This window comes from Johannesbaptistia floridana (genome assembly GCF_057440575.1).
In genome coordinates this window covers 1-22533 of the sequence record NZ_JALKVM010000101.1, presented here as the reverse complement: position 1 = coordinate 22533, position 22533 = coordinate 1, and the positions used below count along the sequence as shown (strand labels likewise).

The 22533-nt window shown below is 36.6% G+C and carries 19 protein-coding genes; 6 read left to right on the top strand and 13 right to left on the bottom strand.

Annotated elements, in window-relative coordinates; all coding sequences use genetic code 11:
- Positions 1-222 precede the first annotated feature (222 nt).
- The 4 genes from MW688_RS07370 to MW688_RS07355 form a co-directional block, all read right to left on the bottom strand.
- Entirely contained in the window at positions 223-492 is a 270-nt protein-coding gene (locus MW688_RS07370; protein WP_486735300.1) for a hypothetical protein, read from the bottom strand.
- Positions 493-1421: 929 nt separating this feature from the next.
- Positions 1422-2219 (bottom strand): hypothetical protein, encoded by a 798-nt coding sequence (locus MW688_RS07365; RefSeq protein ID WP_486735299.1) that lies wholly within the window; start codon positions 2217-2219, stop codon positions 1422-1424.
- A 190-nt stretch (positions 2220-2409) separates the two neighbouring features.
- Positions 2410-2640, bottom strand: a complete 231-nt coding sequence (locus MW688_RS07360) for a hypothetical protein (RefSeq protein ID WP_486735298.1) — start codon at positions 2638-2640, stop codon at positions 2410-2412.
- A gap of 58 nt (positions 2641-2698) precedes the next feature.
- Positions 2699-3628 (bottom strand): LysR family transcriptional regulator, encoded by a 930-nt coding sequence (locus MW688_RS07355; protein WP_486735297.1) that lies wholly within the window; start codon positions 3626-3628, stop codon positions 2699-2701.
- 263 nt (positions 3629-3891) lie between these two features.
- Between MW688_RS07355 and MW688_RS07350 the strand changes: the two genes are divergently transcribed.
- On the top strand, positions 3892-4227 hold the full coding sequence (locus tag MW688_RS07350; protein WP_486735296.1) for a hypothetical protein: 336 nt from the start codon (positions 3892-3894) through the stop codon (positions 4225-4227).
- A gap of 1134 nt (positions 4228-5361) precedes the next feature.
- Here the strand turns inward: MW688_RS07350 and MW688_RS07345 are convergent.
- The 5 genes from MW688_RS07345 to MW688_RS07325 form a co-directional block, all read right to left on the bottom strand.
- A complete protein-coding gene (locus MW688_RS07345; RefSeq protein ID WP_486735295.1) occupies positions 5362-5799 on the bottom strand; it encodes a tellurite resistance TerB family protein in 438 nt (145 codons plus the stop codon).
- Between the two features lie 164 nt (positions 5800-5963).
- Positions 5964-6089 carry a hypothetical protein gene (locus MW688_RS07340; RefSeq protein WP_486735294.1) on the bottom strand — a complete coding sequence of 42 codons (126 nt, stop codon included), beginning with the start codon at positions 6087-6089 and terminating at the stop codon, positions 5964-5966.
- 316 nt (positions 6090-6405) lie between these two features.
- The gene (locus MW688_RS07335; protein WP_486735293.1) at positions 6406-6786 is read right to left on the bottom strand and encodes a phosphomannose isomerase type II C-terminal cupin domain; all 381 of its coding nucleotides are present in this window, start codon (positions 6784-6786) and stop codon (positions 6406-6408) included.
- A gap of 52 nt (positions 6787-6838) precedes the next feature.
- A complete protein-coding gene (gatB, locus tag MW688_RS07330; protein WP_486735292.1) occupies positions 6839-8323 on the bottom strand; it encodes an Asp-tRNA(Asn)/Glu-tRNA(Gln) amidotransferase subunit GatB in 1485 nt (494 codons plus the stop codon).
- 46 nt (positions 8324-8369) lie between these two features.
- Positions 8370-9050 carry a 5'-methylthioadenosine/S-adenosylhomocysteine nucleosidase family protein gene (locus tag MW688_RS07325; RefSeq protein WP_486735291.1) on the bottom strand — a complete coding sequence of 227 codons (681 nt, stop codon included), beginning with the start codon at positions 9048-9050 and terminating at the stop codon, positions 8370-8372.
- Between the two features lie 89 nt (positions 9051-9139).
- Here MW688_RS07325 and MW688_RS07320 point away from each other — a divergent pair, with 89 nt between their 5' ends.
- On the top strand, positions 9140-10204 hold the full coding sequence (locus MW688_RS07320) for an ABC transporter ATP-binding protein (RefSeq protein WP_486735290.1): 1065 nt from the start codon (positions 9140-9142) through the stop codon (positions 10202-10204).
- A 603-nt stretch (positions 10205-10807) separates the two neighbouring features.
- Here MW688_RS07320 and MW688_RS07315 read toward each other — a convergent pair.
- Genes MW688_RS07315 through MW688_RS07305 form a run of 3 tightly spaced genes read right to left on the bottom strand, consistent with a single transcriptional unit; the run spans position 10808 to position 18040 of the window.
- Positions 10808-13447: an RNaseH domain-containing protein gene (locus MW688_RS07315; protein ID WP_486735289.1), complete on the bottom strand. Its 2640-nt coding sequence runs from the start codon at positions 13445-13447 to the stop codon at positions 10808-10810.
- A gap of 2 nt (positions 13448-13449) precedes the next feature.
- On the bottom strand, positions 13450-16866 hold the full coding sequence (locus tag MW688_RS07310; RefSeq protein ID WP_486735288.1) for a pPIWI_RE_Z domain-containing protein: 3417 nt from the start codon (positions 16864-16866) through the stop codon (positions 13450-13452).
- Positions 16856-18040: a restriction endonuclease-related protein gene (locus MW688_RS07305; protein WP_486735287.1), complete on the bottom strand. Its 1185-nt coding sequence runs from the start codon at positions 18038-18040 to the stop codon at positions 16856-16858. The genes MW688_RS07310 and MW688_RS07305 overlap by 11 nt, the downstream gene beginning before the upstream one ends.
- Positions 18041-18815: 775 nt before the next feature.
- Between MW688_RS07305 and MW688_RS07300 the strand changes: the two genes are divergently transcribed.
- Positions 18816-19775: an orange carotenoid-binding protein gene (locus MW688_RS07300; protein ID WP_486735286.1), complete on the top strand. Its 960-nt coding sequence runs from the start codon at positions 18816-18818 to the stop codon at positions 19773-19775.
- 111 nt (positions 19776-19886) lie between these two features.
- Positions 19887-20216 carry a hypothetical protein gene (locus MW688_RS07295; RefSeq protein WP_486735285.1) on the top strand — a complete coding sequence of 110 codons (330 nt, stop codon included), beginning with the start codon at positions 19887-19889 and terminating at the stop codon, positions 20214-20216.
- Between the two features lie 385 nt (positions 20217-20601).
- Here MW688_RS07295 and MW688_RS07290 read toward each other — a convergent pair whose 3' ends face one another.
- Entirely contained in the window at positions 20602-21606 is a 1005-nt protein-coding gene (locus MW688_RS07290) for a phosphatase domain-containing putative toxin (RefSeq protein WP_486735284.1), read from the bottom strand.
- Between the two features lie 206 nt (positions 21607-21812).
- Here MW688_RS07290 and MW688_RS07285 point away from each other — a divergent pair, with 206 nt between their 5' ends.
- On the top strand, positions 21813-22025 hold the full coding sequence (locus MW688_RS07285; RefSeq protein WP_486735283.1) for a type II toxin-antitoxin system HicB family antitoxin: 213 nt from the start codon (positions 21813-21815) through the stop codon (positions 22023-22025).
- Positions 22022-22237 (top strand): type II toxin-antitoxin system HicA family toxin, encoded by a 216-nt coding sequence (locus MW688_RS07280; RefSeq protein ID WP_486735282.1) that lies wholly within the window; start codon positions 22022-22024, stop codon positions 22235-22237. The genes MW688_RS07285 and MW688_RS07280 overlap by 4 nt, the downstream gene beginning before the upstream one ends.
- The last annotated feature ends 296 nt before the right edge of the window (positions 22238-22533 follow it).

Sequence of the window (22533 nt, the reverse complement as noted above, 5' to 3'; positions counted from 1 at the left end):
CCAAACCATTAACTGGTAAAGGCTGGCAATTTTGAGCAGGTAATCTCAGAGCGGCGATCGCACACTTTGCATTCATCATTCAGTAAATTTAATAGAATCTTGTATTGTTACTCTTTGGAAGACTTAGCCTCTAATAATTTTTTTTCCTTGTCTATTCGTTCATTTTTACGAGCAACACTGCCATAAATAAAAATTATCTTGCATAACACAAAATCAAAAGCCTTATTTTCCTATTGTAGTAAGTAAGTTTCTTTGCGCTTCATTTAAAACAATATTAGAATCAGTATTTTCCTCTTCAAACATGAGTATCGCTTCTTTTAAATCATCTCCTACTACAATCCAATCAGATAATAGAGCTAAGCGATCAGCTTCTGCGGAAGTCAAAGCATTGTTATAAATAGATAAACTTCCACTAACATCCATCAGTCTAGCGACACCTTCCCAGAAAGACGGTCTAGCATATAAATATTCCGAGAGTGCATTTATACTCATAACAATAGTTTTTCTCAACATACTCTTCATAACTTAATATTAACATTAACATATTCATAAGTAAAACTGACTAAGTAATTTTTATCAAATTAAATGATCATAAGATTGCTGAAAGCTTTATTCTAATTAGCTTTTAATCTAACAAACACAATTTTTGAAAGATAAAGTAATTTAAATTACATTTTATCATTAAAATAATAGAATTTACTAAAACATTGATTAACTTGAGCGATCGCTCAAGTTAATTAATGTATACCATATTTAACTCAGATCTTGCATATTTACCTAATGTTACTGGTTGAGGTTGAGTAATGAGTAATTATTTGAGTTTTGAAGTTTTGAAGTAATGAGTTAAAGAATTAATGCGATCGCGCTTAAAAATTGATTCTCGCTTGTTGGCCTATTTAGTACTTTTGTTCTGGTGTAAGAGCTCAGTTTAAGCAATTACATCAAAACAAGCTATATACTGTATCTGTTATAGCTGATTAATCTTGAAAATTATTATTCCCTAATCCGTTAACTCATATCTTCCACCAGAACTTATGTACTAATTTTTTAGGAAAAATGTTCTTTATGGTTAATTCTCTATAATCTTTGTCTCCTAGAGATTTAACATCAATTCTTTTACTTCAAAACTTCAAAACTTCAAAACTTCAAAACTCAACCCGCTCTGAGATTACCTGCTCAAAATTGCCAGCCTTTACCAGTTAATGGTTTGGGGTCACAAATAACTTGTGAAGTGGCGGAGAGCGCCTCCCAATAACTCAAGATTATTGACCACAAAACAGCCTCTCTTGGCGCTCTCCGCTTTCGCTGGCAATTTTGAGTAAGTTTATTGCACCCCCACCAGTAACTTTTGATAAAGATGCTTTGGTGTGAGGTTAACCTTTGTACCTGAGTAGACTAAAAAACGCTATATATAAATCTAATTACTGTCTTAAAGCCTCAGAAAACTTAAAAGTTTGAATGCGCTGTAACTGTAATTGCACTTCTTCAAATATATCTATTAAATCTTCAAAAGTACGCCTAACAATTTCTAATCCAATGGCTTCTCCCTTTTCACCACCAATACCTAAATGGTCATCTGCTAAACGAGTTACTAAAAGAGTGCTGCCTAAATTAGGATGAACCATATCAGAAAACAAAGTATATAATTTTTCAATTTTAGAGTTATTCTTAATCCATTTTTCCAAACAAGTAATCACATTTACCTGTTTTATTTCTTTGATTTTGACAAAATTAGAATTATCCAACTTCTCGAAGTAATCGCCTAAAAAATCTTCCCACTGAAAACGGTGACCGACCAAATGTTGTTCAATCCAAGGAATAATTTCACTAACTTCTGCCTCAGTTATAATGCCATCTTCCAAGGCTAAATCTACTAGAGGGAGCATTTTACCCGTGACATAATAACGCAAAATAGCCGTATGTTCCATGATGCTTCTGCCGATTAATCCATACATGAGATAGTTTTCAGCATTTATAGCTTGAATCAGGGACTCACATAGTACAGTATATTTATTAAAGTAAACTTTTAACAAAGCAGCTAAATAGTAATCATAAAGTTGATGAGGATTATCTTCTGGCTTGACCAAAATCAGAGTCTCCAGACAATTACTATGGAAAGTAGCTGTAATAGTTTCAAATCTACGACCTAATTGTTGTAAATCACCATCAAATTTAGTCATAATTTGGGGACTAAATTCTGCCTCTCTATTTACTGTCATTTTTTATGCTAAAGAATTATTTGGTAACTTTAGCAATTGTCTCACAAGTTTGTAGAAGTGAGCAATTGGGGTTTTTTGGTTCAAAAAAGTAAGTATAAATACTTAAAAAAACTCATTACTCATTACTCATTACTCATTACTCATTACTCAACCATATATTCTGACCAAAAAGACGGTAAAGTCGCCGACTTCATAAAAGATCATAGTCCATTGGTTGCCCTTGTTCTTGAGCAATTTGTTGTTTAGCTATTCTTGCTACTTCTGCTAACTTATTTTGTGTTTTGCTAAAAGATTGATTCCACTGTAGTTCATCTTCAAGATTAGCAATATACTCTCTCAAATGCTCAATGATTCGTTCTTGGTGTGCATCAGGGAGAGATTCAAAAATTTTGACAACAGTGGCAATATTTTCCTTAGACATTATTGCTAAAAGTAGTACAATTTAATGGGTACAATCTAATTGTAAATCAAATTTCATCCTATGCTAAAGAATTATTTGGTAACTTTAGCAATTGTCTCACAAGTTTGTAGAAGTGAGCAATTGGGGGAATCTCTAGGCGATCGCTCGTAGTCACAACCACCACCTCACGAGTTAAAGGGCTTTTCTTCGTATCAAAGGTTTTAGCCAGAGGTCGAATTGCCAAACTGGGGTCTTTTTCTGCTTCTATGAGGGCAGATTCCGGTAATAAAGCGATCACATTTCCCAGTCTAACTACACCACGAAAAGCATCGAGAGTATTTAACTCCATCATTGTTTTCAATTCTAGTTTTTGACTAGCAAAGACACTTTGTACTAATCTTTGCATACCATAGCCATCTTTAAAAACTACTTGAGGATATTTTACTAGTTCTAGCCACGGGACTTCTTCATACTCTGCTAGGGGGTGATTAGCCGCCATCAATACTAATACTTGTTCACTGTAGAGTACATCCATAACAACTTCTGCGCTGTTAGTCAGAAAAGGGTTATTCATCACAATCGCCAAATCTACTAAGCCATCTCTGAGTACTTTTAAAGCGCGATCGCTTCCCAATGCCGTTACTCTCAGTTGGATATCAGGATAATCAAAGCAGAATTTTTGTAACACTGTTGGCAAATAGGTGGCACAAACTGAGTGAATTGCTGCCACACATAGTTCTGGTTGTTTTCCCGCTTTAATTTGTTTAAATGCTTCTTGGACAGTTGCCCACTCATTACAAATCTTCCTAGCATGAAATAGTAATTGTTCTCCTCCTACCGTCAACTTAGCCTGTGAACTTCTATAAAACAAGGGTAATCCTAAACTTTGCTCTAAAGCTTGAATTTGACGACTGATGGTTGACTGGGTTACTTGACACTTTTGGGCGGCTAAACCAAAATTTTTAGTTTCTGCGACTGCTAAAAAAGCCTGCAATTGCTCAATGCGCATGAAGCTATCTATACATTAATTAGTAACTTGTTTATAACCATTTGACGATACTAGATTTAGTGCTTCATTTAAGTTGCCATTGATACTGTTATGATTTTTTGTGGCTTTTAGTTTGAGTTTTTTCTCATGGCTTTTCGCCTTTAGGTTCAAATCTTGCATCTTTGCCTCCCATATATTATATTTTTGTAACAATATTTTTGGTTTCACTCGTCATTCATTATACTTAAAGAAAAAACATATATTTCTCAATACGACACAAAGTTATGATTTTATTGAAAAAGTTACTAGGACTTGGCTTATTCCTGGTTGGTATTTATCTTTTAGGGAAAAATATTTATTTTACTACTAGTGCTTATCCCTACTGGTGGCGAGGAATTGCGGCAGATGCTTCGATTTTATTGCTAACTGCTGGTACCTTTATTCTATTTTTAATGCCAAAAAGCGTTAAGATTTTAGGTTTTATCGCCATTATTATCGGTATTATTTTAGTATTTTTTAGTGGTAAAGTTATCCTCCAACCTACAAGTTTATGGCAATTTTTAATAGCTTTGTTTAGCATGATGTCCGGTTACCAATTAATTATCAAAGGTGGTATTTAACTCAAATCTTGCATCTATACCTAATGTTACTTGTGGTGGTTGAGTAATGAGTAATGAGTAATGAGTAATGAGTAATGAGTAACGAGTAACGAGTAAGAAGTCTTGAAGTCTTGAAGTACTAAGCTTTGAAGTCTTGAAGTAAGAAGTCTTGAAGTCTTGAAGTCTTGAAGTCTTGAAGTCTTGAAGTAATGAGAATGAGTAATGAGTAATGAGTAAGAAGTTTTGAAGTAAGGAGTAAGGAGTCTTGAAGTCTTGAAGTCTTGAAGTAATATAAAGTCCGTTTAATCAGTTATATTATGAGATATTGATGCAAATACTTAAAAACCATCTTTCTCCCCCTCTCCCCCTCTCCCCCCTCTCGCCTGTTGGTCTATTTAGTACTTTTTTAGGAGTGCAAGATATGAGATTAATGAAAATTATTGCTTGAGGCATGGAGATCATGGGAGATACGCACTCGCGGTGCCTTGATTTTGTAGGTTGGGTTGAGGTAACGAAACCCAACAACCTATCTAGGTATTTGGTGCGTTACGGCCCTTATTTATCTTAGGGTTGAATTTCTCAACTGTTATATGGGCCTAACGCACCCTACAATCTCTACCTAGGTATTTGGTGCGTTACGGCCCTTATTTATCTTATGGTGAATTTCTCAAGTGTTATGTGGGCCTAACGCACCCTACAATCTAAAAATTACCCATTATGGCTATTTCAGTAGATGGAAAACTTTTTTTGATCAACGAGAGAATAAGCTTTTCAGCCCTCGTATTTGACAAAATAATCTTGCCACTCTTGGCGATCGCTCGCAGAATAAAATCTATCAAAGGTAAAAACAATTGTAAAACAAGGATTAGAGATGATAGTACTTTTGCTCTATATAAACGAAGCCATAAGGCTTCTAGAAAACATTTCCATCTACTGTATTTAGCTAATCAAATGAGCAAGTTTTAGCAGTAATGAGTAGATATTTTTCAACTGTTTTTAGCCCTATATCCACTTGCAACCTAGATAAAGGTTCTCGCTTGGTTGGATCGACAGAGGCTATTAAACCGCGAGAGAAAACCTGCTCAAAATTGCCAGCCGCGTTCCTCCCGTTGTGGTCTGTACGTGCGTATTCCTACGCCTTATTGCAGTAGAGAGTTATCCTTTATTTTTAATTTCTAGAACAGTAATAATTTGGCTTGCTAGGTCGTGAGGGATATTCAACGTTTTATATAAACTCTCTAACAGTTGTTCTTCTTCTTCAGTAACTACTCCATCTGCTAATACTAAGTCTGCAGCAACAGCAAAAGAAGTCTCATACAAGTCTTGAGGTAAGGATTGAAGAGCCATTTCTAGTAAAGTATTGAATCCTTGACGTTTAATTATGCTAATTAGTCTGTTCAACATTCTTACCATAACATCAGATGAATAACTTCGGAACATTTTTAGACGTGTTAAACTAGAAAGTAGGACATCAATTTCTTCATCAGATAAATCACCATCTATACATACAGCTAAAAGACATATTCCCGCGAATGACTCTGGTATACTAAGGGAGGTAGAGCTTTGAGTAGAAGTTCTGCTAAATAAACTCATAAAATTAATCTCTCCAAATTTTTATCTATGTCACTATACCATATATATCTTTCCCAGATTTTGCATATAATTTTGATATTTAGTACATTTCTTAACATTGTGCGAGTTTAGTAGGGTGCGTTAGCGGAGCGCGTAACGCACCATCATCATCATCATCATTTTATTTATTCATGCCAGATGGTTCGAGGAATTTCAATATTTCCATCACTTCCCCAATCGCGAGGATAAATTCCTTGAGCTATAAAACGATGAATTTTGGAGTATTTCCAGTTTTGAGGATATTTACACAAGCCATGTTTTACAGCATTGTAATGAATGTATCACAAAGAATGATTGGGAATTAGCTTTTCGCCTTTTTTGAGTTTCTTTTGTTACTCAAGTGTAATTGTTCGCTGCCTTACTAAAAAATGATTGGGAATTGGCTTTTCGCCTTTTTTTAGATTCTTTTGTTACTCAAGTGTAATTGTTCGGTGCGTTACTTCAAAACTCATTACTCAAAAGGGCTTTTCGCCTTTTTTTATATTCTTTTGTTACTCAAGTGTAATTGTTTGGTGCGTTACGCGCTCCGCGCACTTCGCACCCTACAATTTAAATTTGTTCTATGCCTCAGTTTGACACTTCAGCTTCATTAGTCGTCTTCTCTTCATCTCCGAAGCGAATAATATCGTCTTCTCCGAGATATTCACCATTTTGCACCTCAATCATAATCAAGGGAATCACTCCAGGATTTTCGACTCGGTGGGGGGTATTCATGGGAACATAGGTAGATTGCTTTTGCATTAGGAGTTTTTCTTCTCCATTAAAAGTTACTTTAGCAGTTCCTGCAACTACAATCCAATGTTCACTTCTATGATAGTGCATTTGTGTACTTATGTGATGACCAGGATTAATTACAATGCGGTTAATGCGGTAATTTGACCCTTTTTCCAGCATAGTCACAGTCCCCCAAGGAGGAGTTCGAGTTGTCGGAATATTGTTTTCTTCCATAGTTTTATAGCTCAAAAAAATAAATATGCTTTAATTGTATATTTATTGGAAGCTATGACAATTTTTTCCCTAGGATTTGATTAGTGAGTTTAGGATCAACACGGCCGCCACTTTGTTTCATAACTTGACCGACGAAGAAGCCTTTTAATTTAGTTTTACCACCGCGAAAAGCTTCTAATTCTTCGGGATGGGCCGCTAAAACTTCATCAATTATTTTAGCTATTGCCTCTGGGTCACTAATTTGAGTCAAGCCTTTGCTTTCTACGAGTTGGCGAGGAGAACCGCCTTTGGTGAGTAATTCTGGGAGAATACTCTTGGCTATTTTACCGCTAATTGTATCAGCTTCGATTAATTCTACTAATTCCCCAAGGTTTTCTGGAGTTAAAGCTAATTCGGTGATGCTTAATTTATTGTTATTTAAATAGGCACTAATATCTTGTGTTACCCAATTAGCTACTAGTTTAGGATTAGCGCCTGTGGCTATTGCTGCTTCAAAATACTCTGCTACTTCGCGATCGTCAGTTAACACTCCTGCATCATAGGCAGATAAATCTAATTCACTTTGGTAGCGATCGCGTTTTTGGGCGGGTAATTCTGGTAATTCCTCAAGCCATGCTTTTTTTTGTTCTTCAGAAACTTCGATAGGGGGTAAATCTGGTTCTGGGAAGTAGCGATAATCACTGCTTCCTTCTTTTGAACGCATACTTTTAGTACATTGATTATTTTCTTCCCAGAGACGAGTTTCTTGAATGATGGCTTCACCACTTTCTAAAGCTTTTATTTGGCGTTTAATTTCGTATTCAATCGCTTTTTGAATGGCAGAAAAAGAGTTCATATTCTTAATTTCTACCTTGACACCAAATTCTTTTTGTCCTACTGGTCGTACGGAAATATTTACATCACAGCGCAGGGAACCTTCTTGCATGTTTCCATCACTGATACCTAAATAGCGAACGATGCGGCGTAATTCTCGGGCATATTCTGCCGCTTCTTCTCCTGATCTTATATCTGGTTCTGATACTATTTCTAATAGGGGTACACCTGCTCTATTAAAGTCTACCAATGAGTAAGTAGATCCTGATAGGCGATCGCTCCCGGCGTGAATTAGTTTTCCGGCATCTTCTTCCATGTGTGCCCTAGTAATCCCTATTTTTTTTCTAGTCACTTCGCCGCTTTTTTTATCGACTAATTCAATTTCTAGCCATCCATGTTCAGCTATAGGTAGATCATATTGGGATATTTGATAATTTTTGGGTAAATCTGGATAAAAATACTGTTTCCGGTCGAATTTACTATAGGGAGCGATTTGACAATTTAGTGCTAAACCAGCTTTTACTGCATATTCTAAAACTAGAGCGTTTAAAACTGGTAAGACTCCCGGGTATCCTAAACAAATTGGGGAAATATTTTGATTAGGAGTAGCGCCAAATTCCGTGGAGGCACTACTAAATATTTTAGTTTTTGTGTTTAACTGGCAGTGAGTTTCTAAACCGATTATTACTTCATAGTCTGTTTTCTTTGATGTAGCCGTTGTCATCTGCTTTTAACCATTTACTATTTGTAGCGTCTCTATATATTTTAACTTATTCTTGTTTAAATAACTTATACGTCGTTTGAGTGAGAATATTTAAGGATATTAGAGAACTATAAATCAGTTTAGCCCCTGCTAGGGGTTGTTTAGCCATCGCCTTCAACATTGGTCTTGTTTTCAATTTACCCTGATTATTGATCGCTTGATTGAGATCTGGTAGAGTTTGTTGACAATTATCACTAATTACCCGTAAAATAGCTACCTGGGGAAATCTGCTCAAAATAGTAAAGCTTTCCATATCCACAACCTCCGCAAGATAGATTTCTTTGAGTTTTTGTTTGGCAGTAGTGGTGGTGATGAGACGATCACAGGTTAAACCAGTCACGAGAGAAACGGAGGGTTGAAGTTGATTATAGATTAACTGATTCAATTGGCGATCGCTTGATTTTTTCATCAATTCACCTGACTCAGTTTCATATAAACAGTTTTCATATAGTACCAAATCACCGAGAGAATATTTAGGGTCAAGACTACCCCCTAAACCTAAAACTAGAATCGGTTGGGGTGGTAAATCCATAGTTACTAGATAGTTTTTCAGAGATTTAACTCCCATAGGGATACAGATAACTTGTATGTTATTTAGGAATAATTTTTTTAATCCTCTTTTTACGGCCGTTGCTTCGGCGTTAGTGGCGACGAAAATTGTTTTAATTTGTGTATTTATGCTTGACATTACCCATTTTTGCGTTAACGATGTTATATTGTAAAAAGTTTATTGAGAATCTTTATAGATAAGTAATTTTAGTACAGATAATTTAGTCCATGAATCAATCACCAATCCTCACTGTAAACCAACTGAATAAAAAATTCCCTAATCAAAGCCTAATGGTACTGAAAAACATTAACTTTGAGTTGAAACAAGGACAATTACTGGGATTACTAGGGCCTTCTGGATGTGGGAAGACAACCTTACTGAGAATTATTGCAGGATTTGAGCAACCCACTAGCGGCACAATTAAACTAGGGGAAGAAATAGTAGCGACTGCTAATCATAGTGTAGCACCAGAACGTCGCAACACAGGTATGGTGTTTCAAGATTATGCACTATTTCCCCATTTAACAGTAGGAGAAAATATTGCTTTTGGACTAAAGACTAAATTGTTGAAATTATCTCCACAAGAAATCAAAACAAGAGTTAAAGAAGCGTTAGCTATAGTGAATTTATCAGGATTAGAAAAACGCTATCCCCACGCCTTATCAGGAGGACAACAACAGAGAGTAGCCTTAGCCAGGGCACTAGCGCCGAAACCCTCTCTAATCTTGTTAGATGAGCCTTTGAGTAACTTAGATGTGCAAGTGCGGGAGAATTTACGTCACGAAGTGCGCAATATTCTCAAAGCCACAGGAATTTCAGGAATATTTGTAACCCATGACCAAGAAGAAGCCTTAGCTATTTCTGACATGATTGCGGTGATGCGCCAAGGGCAAATTGAACAAATTGGTACTCCAGAATCTATTTATAGTCAGCCGTCATGTAAATTTGTCGCTGAGTTTGTAACCCAAGCTAATTTTGTCCCTGCTAAAAGGCAAGGGAATTGTTGGACCACAGAAATTGGTAATTGGAAACTAGATGATAAGCAGACTGCTGGAGTTAATCAACAGGCTGATTTGATGTTGCGTCAAGAAGATATTCAACTGCAAAGAGCAGAAAATGGTTCAACAGTGATTGTAGAGCGTCATTTTTTGGGTAGAGAATACCGTTATTGTTTACAAACAGCCTCAGGCAGAAGACTACACGCCCTCACAGGTCTTAATACAAGTTTGCCCGTGGGTGCTAATGTTAAGTTATCTGTTTCAGAGCAAGATTTACGTATTTTTCCTCAGTAAAATATCCTACTCATATCTTGCACCAGAACTTATGTACTAAATTAACCTCAGAAAAAGTTCATTTCTCTTTCGCCTTATATCTTGCAAAGGTATACCAATTTTTAAGCGTTGAGCATTAATTCTTTAACTCATTACTTCAAAACTTCAAAACTCCTTACTCGTTACTCATTACTCCAAAACTCCAAAACCCATTACTCCAAAACTCCAAGACTTCAAGACTTCTTACTTCAAGACGTCTTACTCATTACTCATTACTCATTACTCATTACTCACTATTCATCCACAACCAGTAACTTTTGATAAAGATGCTTTGGTCTGAGTAGAGGTAGTTCTTGCTCAATTTGAAGAATGGAGTCACTTGGAATATTTAGGCGATCGCCAATTAAATCCTTCTGGACCTCATATCTTCCACCAGAACTTATGTACTAATTTTTCAGGAAAAATGTTCTTTATGGTTAATTCTCTATAATCTTTGTCTCCTAGGGGTTTAACACCAATTCTTTTACTTCAAAACTTCAAGACTTCAAAACTCATTACTCAACCTCCACCAGTAACTTTGGATAAAGATGCTTTGGTCTGAGTGGAGGGCTAAATACAGTACTATCAGTCAAAAGCAAAGTCACTAATATAATCTCGCACAACTCGCTCAAAGAATAGAGGAGCAGGTAAACTAGACCAATCACTGTAATGACCAAAATCATAGCGCAAAGATTCCACTAATAGAGCTAGTCTATCTGGATCGTCTTCTCGTTGTCGCAAGGTGACAACTATTTCCAGAGGATTAGGAGTAGGATATTGTCCCGTAAAAGGAGGGCGACGGACAAGCTGATATACTTTTTCACCTGCTTTATTGAGAACTGTCTCTTTCTCCTCAGAATCGTTAGTTTTTGTCAAAACTTTTGTGATTTCTGTTGAACAATAACAACTTTGACCGCGTGATTCTTGATGAAGAGTATTACGGCCTACCGATAGATAAGTTACACAACCAGTTTCATTAGTTGCGCTCAGTCGAAATAATCCTGTTTTACTAGAAGCTGAAGGAATACGATAATCTGGGTCTTGCTTTTTTAAATCCTTCTTTTGTCGCGTATCTTCAAGGGAAGTTTCTACCAGGTGTCGTTCTGTTTTGTCTATAATGCCAGGAGCAAAGTCTTGACGAATCCTAATTATCCGTGCCCCTTGCCACTCTTGTTCCATCTTTTGAAACAGAGGCCCACCTGTTGAGCGAGTCAAATTAATTTCCTGGGCATTTATCCTGATATCCGCAAGCCAAGGACATAGTTGTACGCAATTAGAAGAATCAATCATTACTAATGGTTGGTTGCCTGCTTCAACAGAATCAGAAATAATCTGCTTCATAAATTGCATAAAACGTTCCTGACGTGCTTCTGGTTTATCAGCTAGTTTCACGGGTGAAATATTAGAAACTAAGGAAATAGCATCAGCAAATTGACTCCAAAGAGTAATTTCTAAACTTTTTCCTTTTTCATAAGCACAACAGAGTTCACACTTTCCTGTTTCTACATTGAGACGCATAGCTATTGGCAAAAATGTCTGACCAATTTTGCCACGAACTCGACCTTTTTGTTTGCGAACTATGGTAATGCCAATAATTTCTTTTGGTCTGTTTTGTTCTGGAATATCTTTGAGATATTTGTCTACTTTTTCTTTGACTCCATAAATGTAACCAGAGTGAGCAAAAAGCAAATCTTTTAAAGCTGCTTGAGCGCGATGAAAAAAGTTTTCCAGTTTGAGTTGTTTATTCTTTTTTGTTGTTTCTATTGGCAGAAGAAACTGGACGCAGGCATTAGCAATTTGAGCTAAAGCTTGACGAGTTGAAGGTTTATTTACTTTGTCGTCATGTTTATATTTATTTTCTTGTTTTTTGTCTGGGTAATATTCTCGTGCTAGTATCAAACAAAAAGTTCGTTGGTTGCCCAAAGCAAGTTGCTTGACTATTGGTTGCCATGCTTCAATTCGTTTACGCGATCGCTCTTGATTGTTTAAGTTAGATTCAGGTAAATATTCTTTATCTATTTCTGGTACGCCAAGATTTATGTCATGTTTCTGTAATTCAGGACGATGAGTTAACATCACTTGACAGCTATCATTTGAAGCTTGACCTAAAGCAATCTCTTGACCATTACTGATTGTTAATGGCAGTTTTAATTTGCGACGTAAGGCTTCAAAGTCTGAACTGAGTCCCCAGATCCAATCCTTCTTTTTTTGCTTTTCTTTCTGCTTTTTTTTCTGTTTATCCTCTTGGCAAAGTACCTGATAACTAAAGCAGCGATCGCTATATTCTTCAGAAAAGATAAAACCATTAATTTTTCCTAAATTATAACTAGAAGACTCTAAGTCAGACAACCAACGTCGTTTAGAAACATCGATCTTTAATAAAGGCTGATGTACAGAAGGAAATGTTACTAGCTCTAAGGATACTACTAGGCTAAATTTTCCTTTGGTATTTTCCAGAGTTATTGGATTAGTAATTAGTTGTGTTGTACCAGTAGTGAAACTATTACTACTAGAAATAATTCGTTTTATTGGTCCTAAACCTTTGAAGATTTCTTGACCTGCAATCTGTCTGGCTAAATAATCTATTAAAACTCTATATTGATAGGGACAGCGACTTCCTTTAGATGTGCCAGTTTCGTTAGACCATCCCCAAGGTAATATGTTAGATTTTAAAGGTTTAATTATTAGTAATTTATTATTTTTATATAAATCTAACAATTCCTCAATTAATTTTGGTTCTACATTTTCTCTTTCAGCAAAAGGTGTTAAATAGTTTGTAATCCAATCATTGAAAATAGAACGCAGCAATTTGAGGATTTCGGTTTGATCTCCTTCATCTAAATAGGCAAATGGTTGTGGTTCTTTTTTTGATGTGAAATCATACTGACTTAGACCTAAATTTGACTGAATTCTAGTTACGTTATCTAGCCCTATTTCTAATAAACCCCTTAGAGAAACATAAGGGAGATTTTTTGATTGCGAACTATCCTGAGTTCGAGTAGCTTTTTGGATTTTTTGGAGAATTCCTAAAGCTACTTTTTGCCAAGCAAAAGTAAAACCTTCAACTATTACAGGGGGTAAATCATCTGGTACAGTAAAAGCTAGAGGAATTTCTTCAATACTTTTAGGGTTCCCCAGAGGAATATAAAGAGTATCTGAAACAACTTGAGTTTCATTTGCCCCTGTCTCGTTTAGTTCATTTTCCTGAAAATTTTCTTCATTCATAATTACATTTCCAAAATTTCATCAAAGTTATCAAATTCATCTTCATCTGTTTCTGTAAAATCTTCAGAAGCAGATAAACTTTTAGGATAAACGACTCCTTGAACATTCTTTAAAGGTTCAAGAAATGCCCCATAAAGTTCTCGATAAACTTCGCGAATTACAGGATGAGAATGATTAACACATTCCTCTAAAATAATTCGCATTTGGACTAACATACTATTTCGTCCTGAGTCGGGTTGATTTTGAGTAGAATTATATGCCCAAGCTGCATCAACAAAATAAACTTGTACTGGACAACCATTTCGCATTCCCCTTCCAATTGTTTGTAAAATATTTACCATTTGATTAGCCGTAAATGATTTAAACAAATCTGCCCCTAAACGACTAGCCATTAAAGGTTCTCTTAACAAACGATTTGTTACTCTTCGGAGCTCCTTGTTTGACCGTTCAAAAGCATTATTAATTTCAGATAAATCATCAGCTTCGGTAAAAATTTGTCGGTCAAATTCTAAGGTGGCTTTACCCGCTAAACTATACAAAAGCTGCATATCATCAGTAGTAGGATGAGGACGAGTTAGGAAATAAATTGAACCAATAGTAGCATCAAGTTTTCTTTCTCCTTTAGTGAAGACAATATTCACACCTCTACCTATTGCTAACATGGGGAAAATAATTAGGTCACAGGTTTCATCATCCCCTAATGCTTCACACTGAGAAGTTGTGACAAAATCACTTGCTTTTTCCCCATGTTTCAAAGCACGAACAATAGCTTTTGTGCGTTTACCAACTTCAGGATAATAATCATTGATATACTTCTTTATATTGCGAGCTTGATCGTAACTGTTTACAACAAAAGCAGCTTTGCGGTGTATTCCGTATTGCTCATCGAAGTCACGCATAGACTTATATATTTCCGATTTTTTTCCTCCTTTTATAAGTCCATCCACCATTTTAATTAAATTACGGTCTCTCAACTCACCCGCTCCACTGTATCGAAGTGGTTTATCGCCCTGTTCTTTATCTGCCAACCATTTGAAATAGTAAATGCTCTTGTTTTGCCCCTGTGTTTTTGTCCGAGGTTTGAGCAGATAATCAGGTCCAGAACTAATGTGATAAGTGGGACTCGCTTCTAAAAATGAGGTAGCTGAAGTCATTAAAATAGCAGGTCTGGAACAATTACCATCTGCTGCCAATAAATTATGAAAGCGGTACATCAGTAGTCGCGGCGCACTGACGAATTTAATGTAAGATAATTCTACATTCTGTGCTTGAGTGCGAGTAGTTTTTGCTGTTCTGAAACTGTATTTCACTCCAGAAAAAGACCCTAAAAGACTCTCAGAAAGTATTTTTCTCAGTTCGGAAGATAAGGTTGATTCGACAATAGGGTCGCGAATTAACCCCTCTGCTACCATTGCCCGCGTTCCTGGTACAATTCTTTGGTATCCTAAAATAACAAAAGTGATACAAATTAGTAATTTAATTACACTTAAAGCGTCTCCTGGTGCTTCGTCAGAAGGAAAACATACAGATAAAAATAATTCGGCAATTTCTTCTACAATTTCATCTCGTTGTTGGGTGAGACGTTCAGCTAAATAACGACGAAAATGACGAATCAAATTTTCCCACTGTTGTTGGAGACGCTCTGGTTTCAAGTCTAATCTCTGAACGCACAATTCTATATAGGGTAGTTCATGAGTTTCAATCCCAGTACGGTCATAAAAAGCTCGATAAGCAGCACTTTCCCAAAAGTTTTTGAGAGCACGATGACTACGTGCTTTAAGTTGAAATTCTTCGTCACTAAGTTCTTCTCGTTTAGAAGTCTTTCCTAAACCATCTAATAGATCGCTGATAATTCTTAACACACTTAATAACTGATTTTCATAGCGTTGGCCGATGCGCGATGACTTCCGCAAATTTTGCACGGTGCTGACAAGTGCAATATTATGATTGCCAAATTCTGCTAAGTCGCGACTATAAAGTTCAACACTGCTATCAGATAATCTATGGTTTTCTCCTCTGGCAAAACGATTATGGATCTGCTCTTGAATAACTGAATGGATAGAATTTTCTGCACCTGAAAGTTTCAAAGTTGCTGCTCCATAATTATCTAAAACCGACTGCACCATATCTGCTTCATCGAAAACTACAAGGTCAAATGTCCGGGCAATCAATTCAAAATATCGAATTTGCTCGTTTATAGCATGAGGTGTGATTTCAGTATCCATTGACAGAATATGACCGACCCAGATATCAGCATCTAATAAATCTCTAGCAGATTTGTTGCGACCGCACATTGTCCAAAGTGGACAGAGACAGTCTTTCATCATCTCGTTTTTATCGTCAGTTTGTAAAATTTGCTGACAGGGTGCATATCCAAAACCCCAGTTCGAGGTATCAGCGCTGGAAAAAGCAGGCAAAACGCAGTTAAGACTAAAGGTTTCTGCTTGTTCCATAGTATGAGCAAAACCGCCATTTGTTACTGATGCAGCGATCGCTTCGGCAATATTATCGGCGTGTCGGCGACGAGTTTCATCACTCTGACCTACCAGCATTCCTACTCGTAAATTGTGAAATGCTAATACTGCCATGTATTGTCTAGCAACTGCTATGGAAGGAAAAACAAACATCGCTTTATAACCGTTTCTTCCCAACCACACAGCTAATAACACGAGCAAAGTAGTTTTACCCGCTCCTGGTAATCCAATTAGATGTTTGATTGCTTCTAATTCGATTTTGTTGTCTTCACGCAACCCCACTTCTGCTTTTGGGATCATTAAAGCAAAACGTTGAAAACGTCTCTCCCAGTTTCCAGGTCTTCTTTCTGGATATTTAGTTTCATGCTCATCCATCTGTCTTGCTATATCGCCTAATTCTGATAGAGGAATCTGGATATTTGCCCTGGGAATTCGGTTGAGAGAATGGGTACGACGTGGAGCTAGTGGTGCTGTAATCTGTCCTATTGGTATCCGAACGGCTGTTGTTTTTTCTCCTAAACTAACTGCCATTGGTTGAGATGGATTAGCCACTTTGATGGTGTAGTTTTGTTGCTGTAAAGGCTTACTTAGTATTTGACGTGCTTTACTAATGCTTGGGTCTTCTAAAGGATCTGTACGTTCAAAATCAAGTGTTTTAAAGTTAATCTTGTAAGGTCCCTCAGTTCCTGATAGATAGTGTTCTTCGTTGTAAATAGCTACCGCGTGTATTAATGATGGTTTAGTAACATAAGCTAAAGACATCTGACGTATATTGAATAGTGCTTGACGAGCAGGTTGCAACCGTGGAGCGTTATAGATGCTTGCCATACCAGACATCAGTAGAGGAATATTTTCTAGTGATTTTATTCCTATAAATTCTTCCATCAAAACGCAAAGCCAGCAGATTTTATCTACTCCCGTCCATAAGTTAGGTTTAATTTTCATGCTTTATCTTTTCTAATAATTGAATAACTTCCGAAACTGTACAAATTTCTAAGGTGGCAGCATCACCTTTTTTTTCTAGGGTTGACCGTAAAGTTGAGAGGTAATCTGGGTTATCCTCTGTTAAGCGATCGCTCACTGCTATAATCCGACGACGATAATAGATTAGTCTTCCAATACTGCTATTAAGTCGCAAGGCGAGAGTGACTGGACTGGTGTAGGATTTGGCATCAATACCAATACTGCGACCGTTTACTGCTATATCACATTGGTCGGAATCAGGATATAGTTCGGTATCAAGTCCGTTTTTTCGAGCAACATCAAATATTGCTATTTCATCAATTCCTGGTCCAGTCCAATATGTTAAGATTTGCGGTTTAGCAATCAGTAAATCGTCTTTGTTAGGGTCTAATTTTTCTGAAACTGAGGCGATCCTTGGCTCATAATTTTGACATTGGCGAATCGGACATCGACCTAAGGGAAAGCGTTTTTGATTGGGATGAGGTCGCATTAATGTGCCACAATAACCGCAACGATGAGCAAGTCCGTCAATTAACCAAATATCCGGCACTCGATCAAAAAAAGTCTCAACAATTGTCCCCTGAATAGGAGTAAGTTCGTTTTCTTCTATATAGTCTAGTAGTTGATGTTCTCCAATCAGCGATCTCCTACCAAACAGTTCTCGTATTGCTGTATAAGCTTTATGTTGGCGACGACTGCCTAATTTTTCAGTTATTTGAATTAAACTTTCGTACAAGCGACGTTCTATTACATTGTCTTCGCCAAAAGCACCTTTAGAATTGGCAATTTCTGCACAATCTGAAGTGGGTACCCGCAACTCAGGTTCGATGAGAGTTGCTTGACGAAGGTGAAACTCTGGATGACGAAAAATTTCCAACTCCCATTCGTCAGCACTGAGGGCATATCTAGCACGTTCGAGAATTGTATGGATACAAGCTGCTTTGTCAGGTTTTCCTTCTTCTATATATAAACGCCCTAATTTGCACATCCCTCGATACAGTTCTGATGGCATACTATCCTCTTGACGGACTATTTCTTGGTTAAGAACTCTTGTGTATTGTCGTATGATTCCCTGTGCAAATAACACCACTGCATTTTCGGCTAAGTCAAGTAAACTTGCGTGCCCCGTGGGTAATGGTAGAGTGATTGTTTCCAAAGCAGGCGCCCAAGTGGGGTCTTGATTTTTCGCTTCGGCAATAATTTGCTGTTCTAAAGTTATATCAGAGAATGATGGTAAAACTTCAGCGATCGCTACTAATGTCCAGCCTCGCTCCTTTTTCTCGTAATTGAGCCTTTTTTTTGCTAAAGTCTAATTTTTCGTTTAACTCATTACTTCAAAACTTCAAAACTCATAATTCATCCACAACCAGTAACATTAGGTAAAGATGCTTTGGTCTGAGTTTACTTCAACCTGGTTGTCACCCCGTCAGTTTATTCCCTGCAACTACATCTCCTTGAACTGTAGTATCGTTACCCAATGAGATCACATTTCCCAATTTATAATAGACCTAATTTTCACCAAAATCTTATTATAAAAAAGCTACTACTGTGAGGCTATGCCCCCAGGGGGGAAATAAGAAAAAACTAACACTAATATAAAAATTGTTAATAAATAATTGCACTAATCAAACTAGTTATAATACCAGCTCGGTTTTATCTCCTCTAAAGTGCAGAAAGCCTCTCTCTCACAAGCTCCGGTGCTTTTCTATAGGGATAATTTCATCACCAGATTTAGGATAATTAAGAAATACTTTGTCTAATTCAGGCTGAACCGATTTTAACCTCTAAAATAGTCGGTATTGTCTAGATTTATTTGTTTTAAAAAAGTGGTATGGGGAGGCAGGAAATTTTCTAAAAATAATTAATAAAATAAACATCACTTAATATGATAACTTAAAAATCAAGATCAAAATATTAGCTGAGGTTAACTTATGCCTTTTAGTATCGATTCTGCTCGTAATATTTTCCCTAACACTTTAGCCGCTGATGCAGTTCCTGCAACAATCGCACGCTTTAATCAACTAAGTGCCGAAGACCAACTCGCTTTGATTTGGTTTGCTTACTTAGAAATGGGTAAAACTATTACTATCGCAGCACCTGGTGCGGCTAGTATGGTATTTGCGGAAAATACCCTGAAAGAAATTAGACAAATGACTCCATTACAACAATCCCAAGTAATGTGTGATTTAGCGAATCGTGCTGATACTCCTGTTTGTCGCACCTATGCCAGTTGGTCTCCTAATATTAAATTAGGATTTTGGTATCAACTTGGGCAGGATATGGAAGCGGGGATGATAGCACCAATTCCTGAAGGTTATCGTCTTTCTGCTAATGCCAATGCAGTCCTTGATACTATTAAAAGACTAGAATCAGGTCAGCAAATTACAGTTTTACGTAATGCTGTAGTCGATATGGGATATGACCAAAGTAAATTGGGTAATGTTCAAAGAGTAGCCGAACCTGTGGAACCTCCCCAAGAAATAGCCAAACGGACTCAGGTAAAAATCGAGGGAGTTGATAATCCTACAATATTAAGTTATATGAATAACTTAAATGCTAACGACTTTGACGCCTTAATCAAGTTATTCACTCCCGACGGTGCTTTACAACCTCCTTTTCAAAGACCAATTGTCGGCAAAGAAGCTATTCTTAAATTTTTCCGTGAAGAATGCCAAAACTTAAAATTGTTACCTGAAAGAGGTATTTCTGAACCTGCCGAAGATGACTTTTTGCAAGTAAAAGTTACTGGTAAAGTACAAACTCCTTGGTTTGGCGGTAACGTAGGGATGGACATCGCTTGGCGTTTTCTGTTAACCCCCAAAAATGAAATCTTTTTTGTGGCGATTGACTTGTTGGCCTCTCCTAAAGAATTATTAAATTTGGCCCGCTAGATTAATTTCCGTTCATAATAGTTTACAATAGTTATCATAGAGTCTCTTCTTTTAGTGTGGAGACTCTTTTTTTAAATTATTGTCAAAATATAATTCGCCATTTTACCGAAGATGATTTCAAAATCTACAACCGACTGGTCATATTTAGAGGAAAAAACTGCTAAACAAGCTTTAAATAGAGCTTATGACCGTGAAATAACTAATTTAATCGAAGAAGTTAAAAATCAAGCCAATAATATTTCTGAGATTACAGATTTATGGCAGATTCATGATTTACTCAGTGCCAGAAGACATCAAATAGATGGAAAATATGATCAGCGTTCTGAGTCTCTCATTTTTGTCTTAGCACAATTACTTAAAGAAGGTCTCATCTCCCTTGATGACTTAGAAGGAATTGGAAAAGATAAACGAAGTAAAATTTCTTCTCTAGCACGTATGTAATGCGTGTATGTAATCACAAGTGCCTAAGTGAACGAATTTTTGAGTGGTAATTATGTATTTCTTGAAAACCAAAAAGTAATATAGTAATTAGAGTGATTAAAGCTATCTCTAGAGTTAACCAGAGAATATAGTTACATACCAAATTCAAAACTTATTACTCATTACTTAAAGTATTCCCGCTTATTTTTCGCTCACCCCAAGTGCTTAAGGTGTAAGCGTCTGCCGTTATTGATACTTTAAAAAGTATCATTTAAATAGAATGGTAATGTTAGGCGATTCATCTCTCCGATAGGCTTCCCCTTTATTGAAGAGAAGAATCGCCTCTAATATAGCTCTAATAGTAAATATAGCTTTTTCATCTAATCTACAGTCTGGGTTTTAATCCTTATTGTTCTGAACTTGATGTTATTAGTTTTGCTCTTATTCTGGTAAGACGATCGCAAAATTCCGAGCAAGTAAGAATTGTTTCTTGAGGCTCTTTTTTTCCCATAGTATGAGTTAAAATCGCATTCCCAGAGGCAAGTAGAGCTTTTTTTGCTTCTTCATTATCAGTATATAAAGTTTCAAATGCCCTATCTAATAATTGTTGATATTCTGGTGAAAAGCGATCAATTTCTGTTCCTTGCCAGTATAATTTGCCTGTTTCTTGCCATTTTTGACTTTTCCCCTTGTTTTTCGCTCGTACACCTACTAAACTACAGATATATTTTTGTTGTGCCATGTCACTAAACTTGAGGCTTTGCAAAAATCCTTCCATTGAAGCTATTGGTACTCCATCGAAAATAAAACTGTGGGCAGAAAAGTTTGATAGTGCTTCGTGAGGATATCCGTTACTACTAATATTGATAGTATTGGAGACAATATTGTTGCCCCAAGTTATTTGTCGTGACAAAATACCATTTCTGGTTTGCTGTCGCATTTGTTCAATCAAATCTAAGGCTTCTGATTCGCTATAACCACGCCATCTTAATAAACCATAAGCCACCATACCAGTGCGATGGATTCCTGCCGAACAATGAATGACGATACTTTCTCCATCATCTAGTTGTTGTGATATTATGGGCAAGTTGCTCAACAATAAAAAATGTACCTCACGTCCGGGAATTTTTCCATTAGGCACAGGTAACCAAGTCCATTTTAAACCTGCTTCTTTGACTGCTTCACCAACGGCGATCGCTCCTTCCTTTTCCGATAGTAAACTGATTACTCGTGTTATGCCAAAAGAAGAAAAAAAAGGGATATGTTTATCTTTACTAGGGCGGTGAAATAAGGTTAATTTCCCTGTACCAATTTTGACTAAATTTAATTCAAATTCTTGATTATTCAAGTTATTTTCTACTTTAACATCTCCCGTAGCTCCGGGAGAAAGAGGGTTTTTAACTATTTCCATCAATATCTTATCATATAACTAATTAAGCGGAATTGATATAATAGTAAATAAATTGTACAAAATTGTGGGCGGCGATCGCCAAATTCTCATCTTTTCTGACTGGAGTGACAACAAACTTGTCAGGTTTTTTTAAATGACTTTCAAGTTAAAAGTATTCAATTTTGGTATAATCCTTTTAAATATGAGTGTACATAGCTTTAAGTAAAATGAATCAAACAATTGTTTTTGAAGTTTGTCAGGAAGAAGATGGTGGGTTTGTGGCAGAATGTTTAACTGAAGATATTTTTACCCAAGGTGATAATTGGGAACAATTGAAAACTAATGTGAAAGAAGCTGTCACAGGATATTATTTTGATCAACCAATTGTTCCTAATATTAAGTTACATCTTGTAAAAAATGAACTTCTAATAATGTCGTGAAAATCCCTAGAAATCTTAAAGGTTCATATTTAGCAGAAGTTCTGTGTCGTTCATGGGACTATGTTATTATTCATCAACAAGGTAGCCATATTATTCTAGAAACTCAAATTCCTCAACATCAAAGAATCAGCATTCCCAACCATAACCCCTTGAGAGTAGGAACACTTAACAGCATTTTAAGGTTAAGGTTATTTCTCTTCATAAACAGGTAAGTAAACAAGATATTTTAGATACTTTCTAATATTTAAGGAAAGGTTATTACTAACTTGAGCAACAGTAATTAATTTGTAAAAATAAGATGACAGAAAGGAAGGTGGAAGGCGATCGCCAAATCCTCATCAAATTCAATTTTCTGACTGGAGTGACAACAAACTTGTCATATCTAGCATCACCCGGTCAGGCGTAAGCTCATATCTTGCATCAGAACAAAAGTACAGAAATTGACCAACAGGCGAGAGGGGGAGAAGGGAGAGGGGGAGAAGGGAGAGGGGGAGAAGGGAGAGGGGGA

Excerpts from the sequence above, each read along its gene's own strand:
- MW688_RS07370 (WP_486735300.1), bottom strand. The coding sequence starts at position 492 with ATGAGTATAAATGCACTCTCGGAATATTTATATGCTAGACCGTCTTTC.
- MW688_RS07365 (WP_486735299.1), bottom strand. The coding sequence starts at position 2,219 with ATGACAGTAAATAGAGAGGCAGAATTTAGTCCCCAAATTATGACTAAA.
- MW688_RS07360 (WP_486735298.1), bottom strand. The coding sequence starts at position 2,640 with ATGTCTAAGGAAAATATTGCCACTGTTGTCAAAATTTTTGAATCTCTC.
- MW688_RS07355 (WP_486735297.1), bottom strand. The coding sequence starts at position 3,628 with ATGCGCATTGAGCAATTGCAGGCTTTTTTAGCAGTCGCAGAAACTAAA.
- MW688_RS07350 (WP_486735296.1), top strand. The coding sequence starts at position 3,892 with ATGATTTTATTGAAAAAGTTACTAGGACTTGGCTTATTCCTGGTTGGT.
- MW688_RS07345 (WP_486735295.1), bottom strand. The coding sequence starts at position 5,799 with ATGAGTTTATTTAGCAGAACTTCTACTCAAAGCTCTACCTCCCTTAGT.
- MW688_RS07335 (WP_486735293.1), bottom strand. The coding sequence starts at position 6,786 with ATGGAAGAAAACAATATTCCGACAACTCGAACTCCTCCTTGGGGGACT.
- gatB (WP_486735292.1), bottom strand. The coding sequence starts at position 8,323 with ATGACAACGGCTACATCAAAGAAAACAGACTATGAAGTAATAATCGGT.
- MW688_RS07325 (WP_486735291.1), bottom strand. The coding sequence starts at position 9,050 with ATGTCAAGCATAAATACACAAATTAAAACAATTTTCGTCGCCACTAAC.
- MW688_RS07320 (WP_486735290.1), top strand. The coding sequence starts at position 9,140 with ATGAATCAATCACCAATCCTCACTGTAAACCAACTGAATAAAAAATTC.
- MW688_RS07315 (WP_486735289.1), bottom strand. The coding sequence starts at position 13,447 with ATGAATGAAGAAAATTTTCAGGAAAATGAACTAAACGAGACAGGGGCA.
- MW688_RS07310 (WP_486735288.1), bottom strand. The coding sequence starts at position 16,866 with ATGAAAATTAAACCTAACTTATGGACGGGAGTAGATAAAATCTGCTGG.
- MW688_RS07300 (WP_486735286.1), top strand. The coding sequence starts at position 18,816 with ATGCCTTTTAGTATCGATTCTGCTCGTAATATTTTCCCTAACACTTTA.
- MW688_RS07295 (WP_486735285.1), top strand. The coding sequence starts at position 19,887 with ATGATTTCAAAATCTACAACCGACTGGTCATATTTAGAGGAAAAAACT.
- MW688_RS07290 (WP_486735284.1), bottom strand. The coding sequence starts at position 21,606 with ATGGAAATAGTTAAAAACCCTCTTTCTCCCGGAGCTACGGGAGATGTT.
- MW688_RS07285 (WP_486735283.1), top strand. The coding sequence starts at position 21,813 with ATGAATCAAACAATTGTTTTTGAAGTTTGTCAGGAAGAAGATGGTGGG.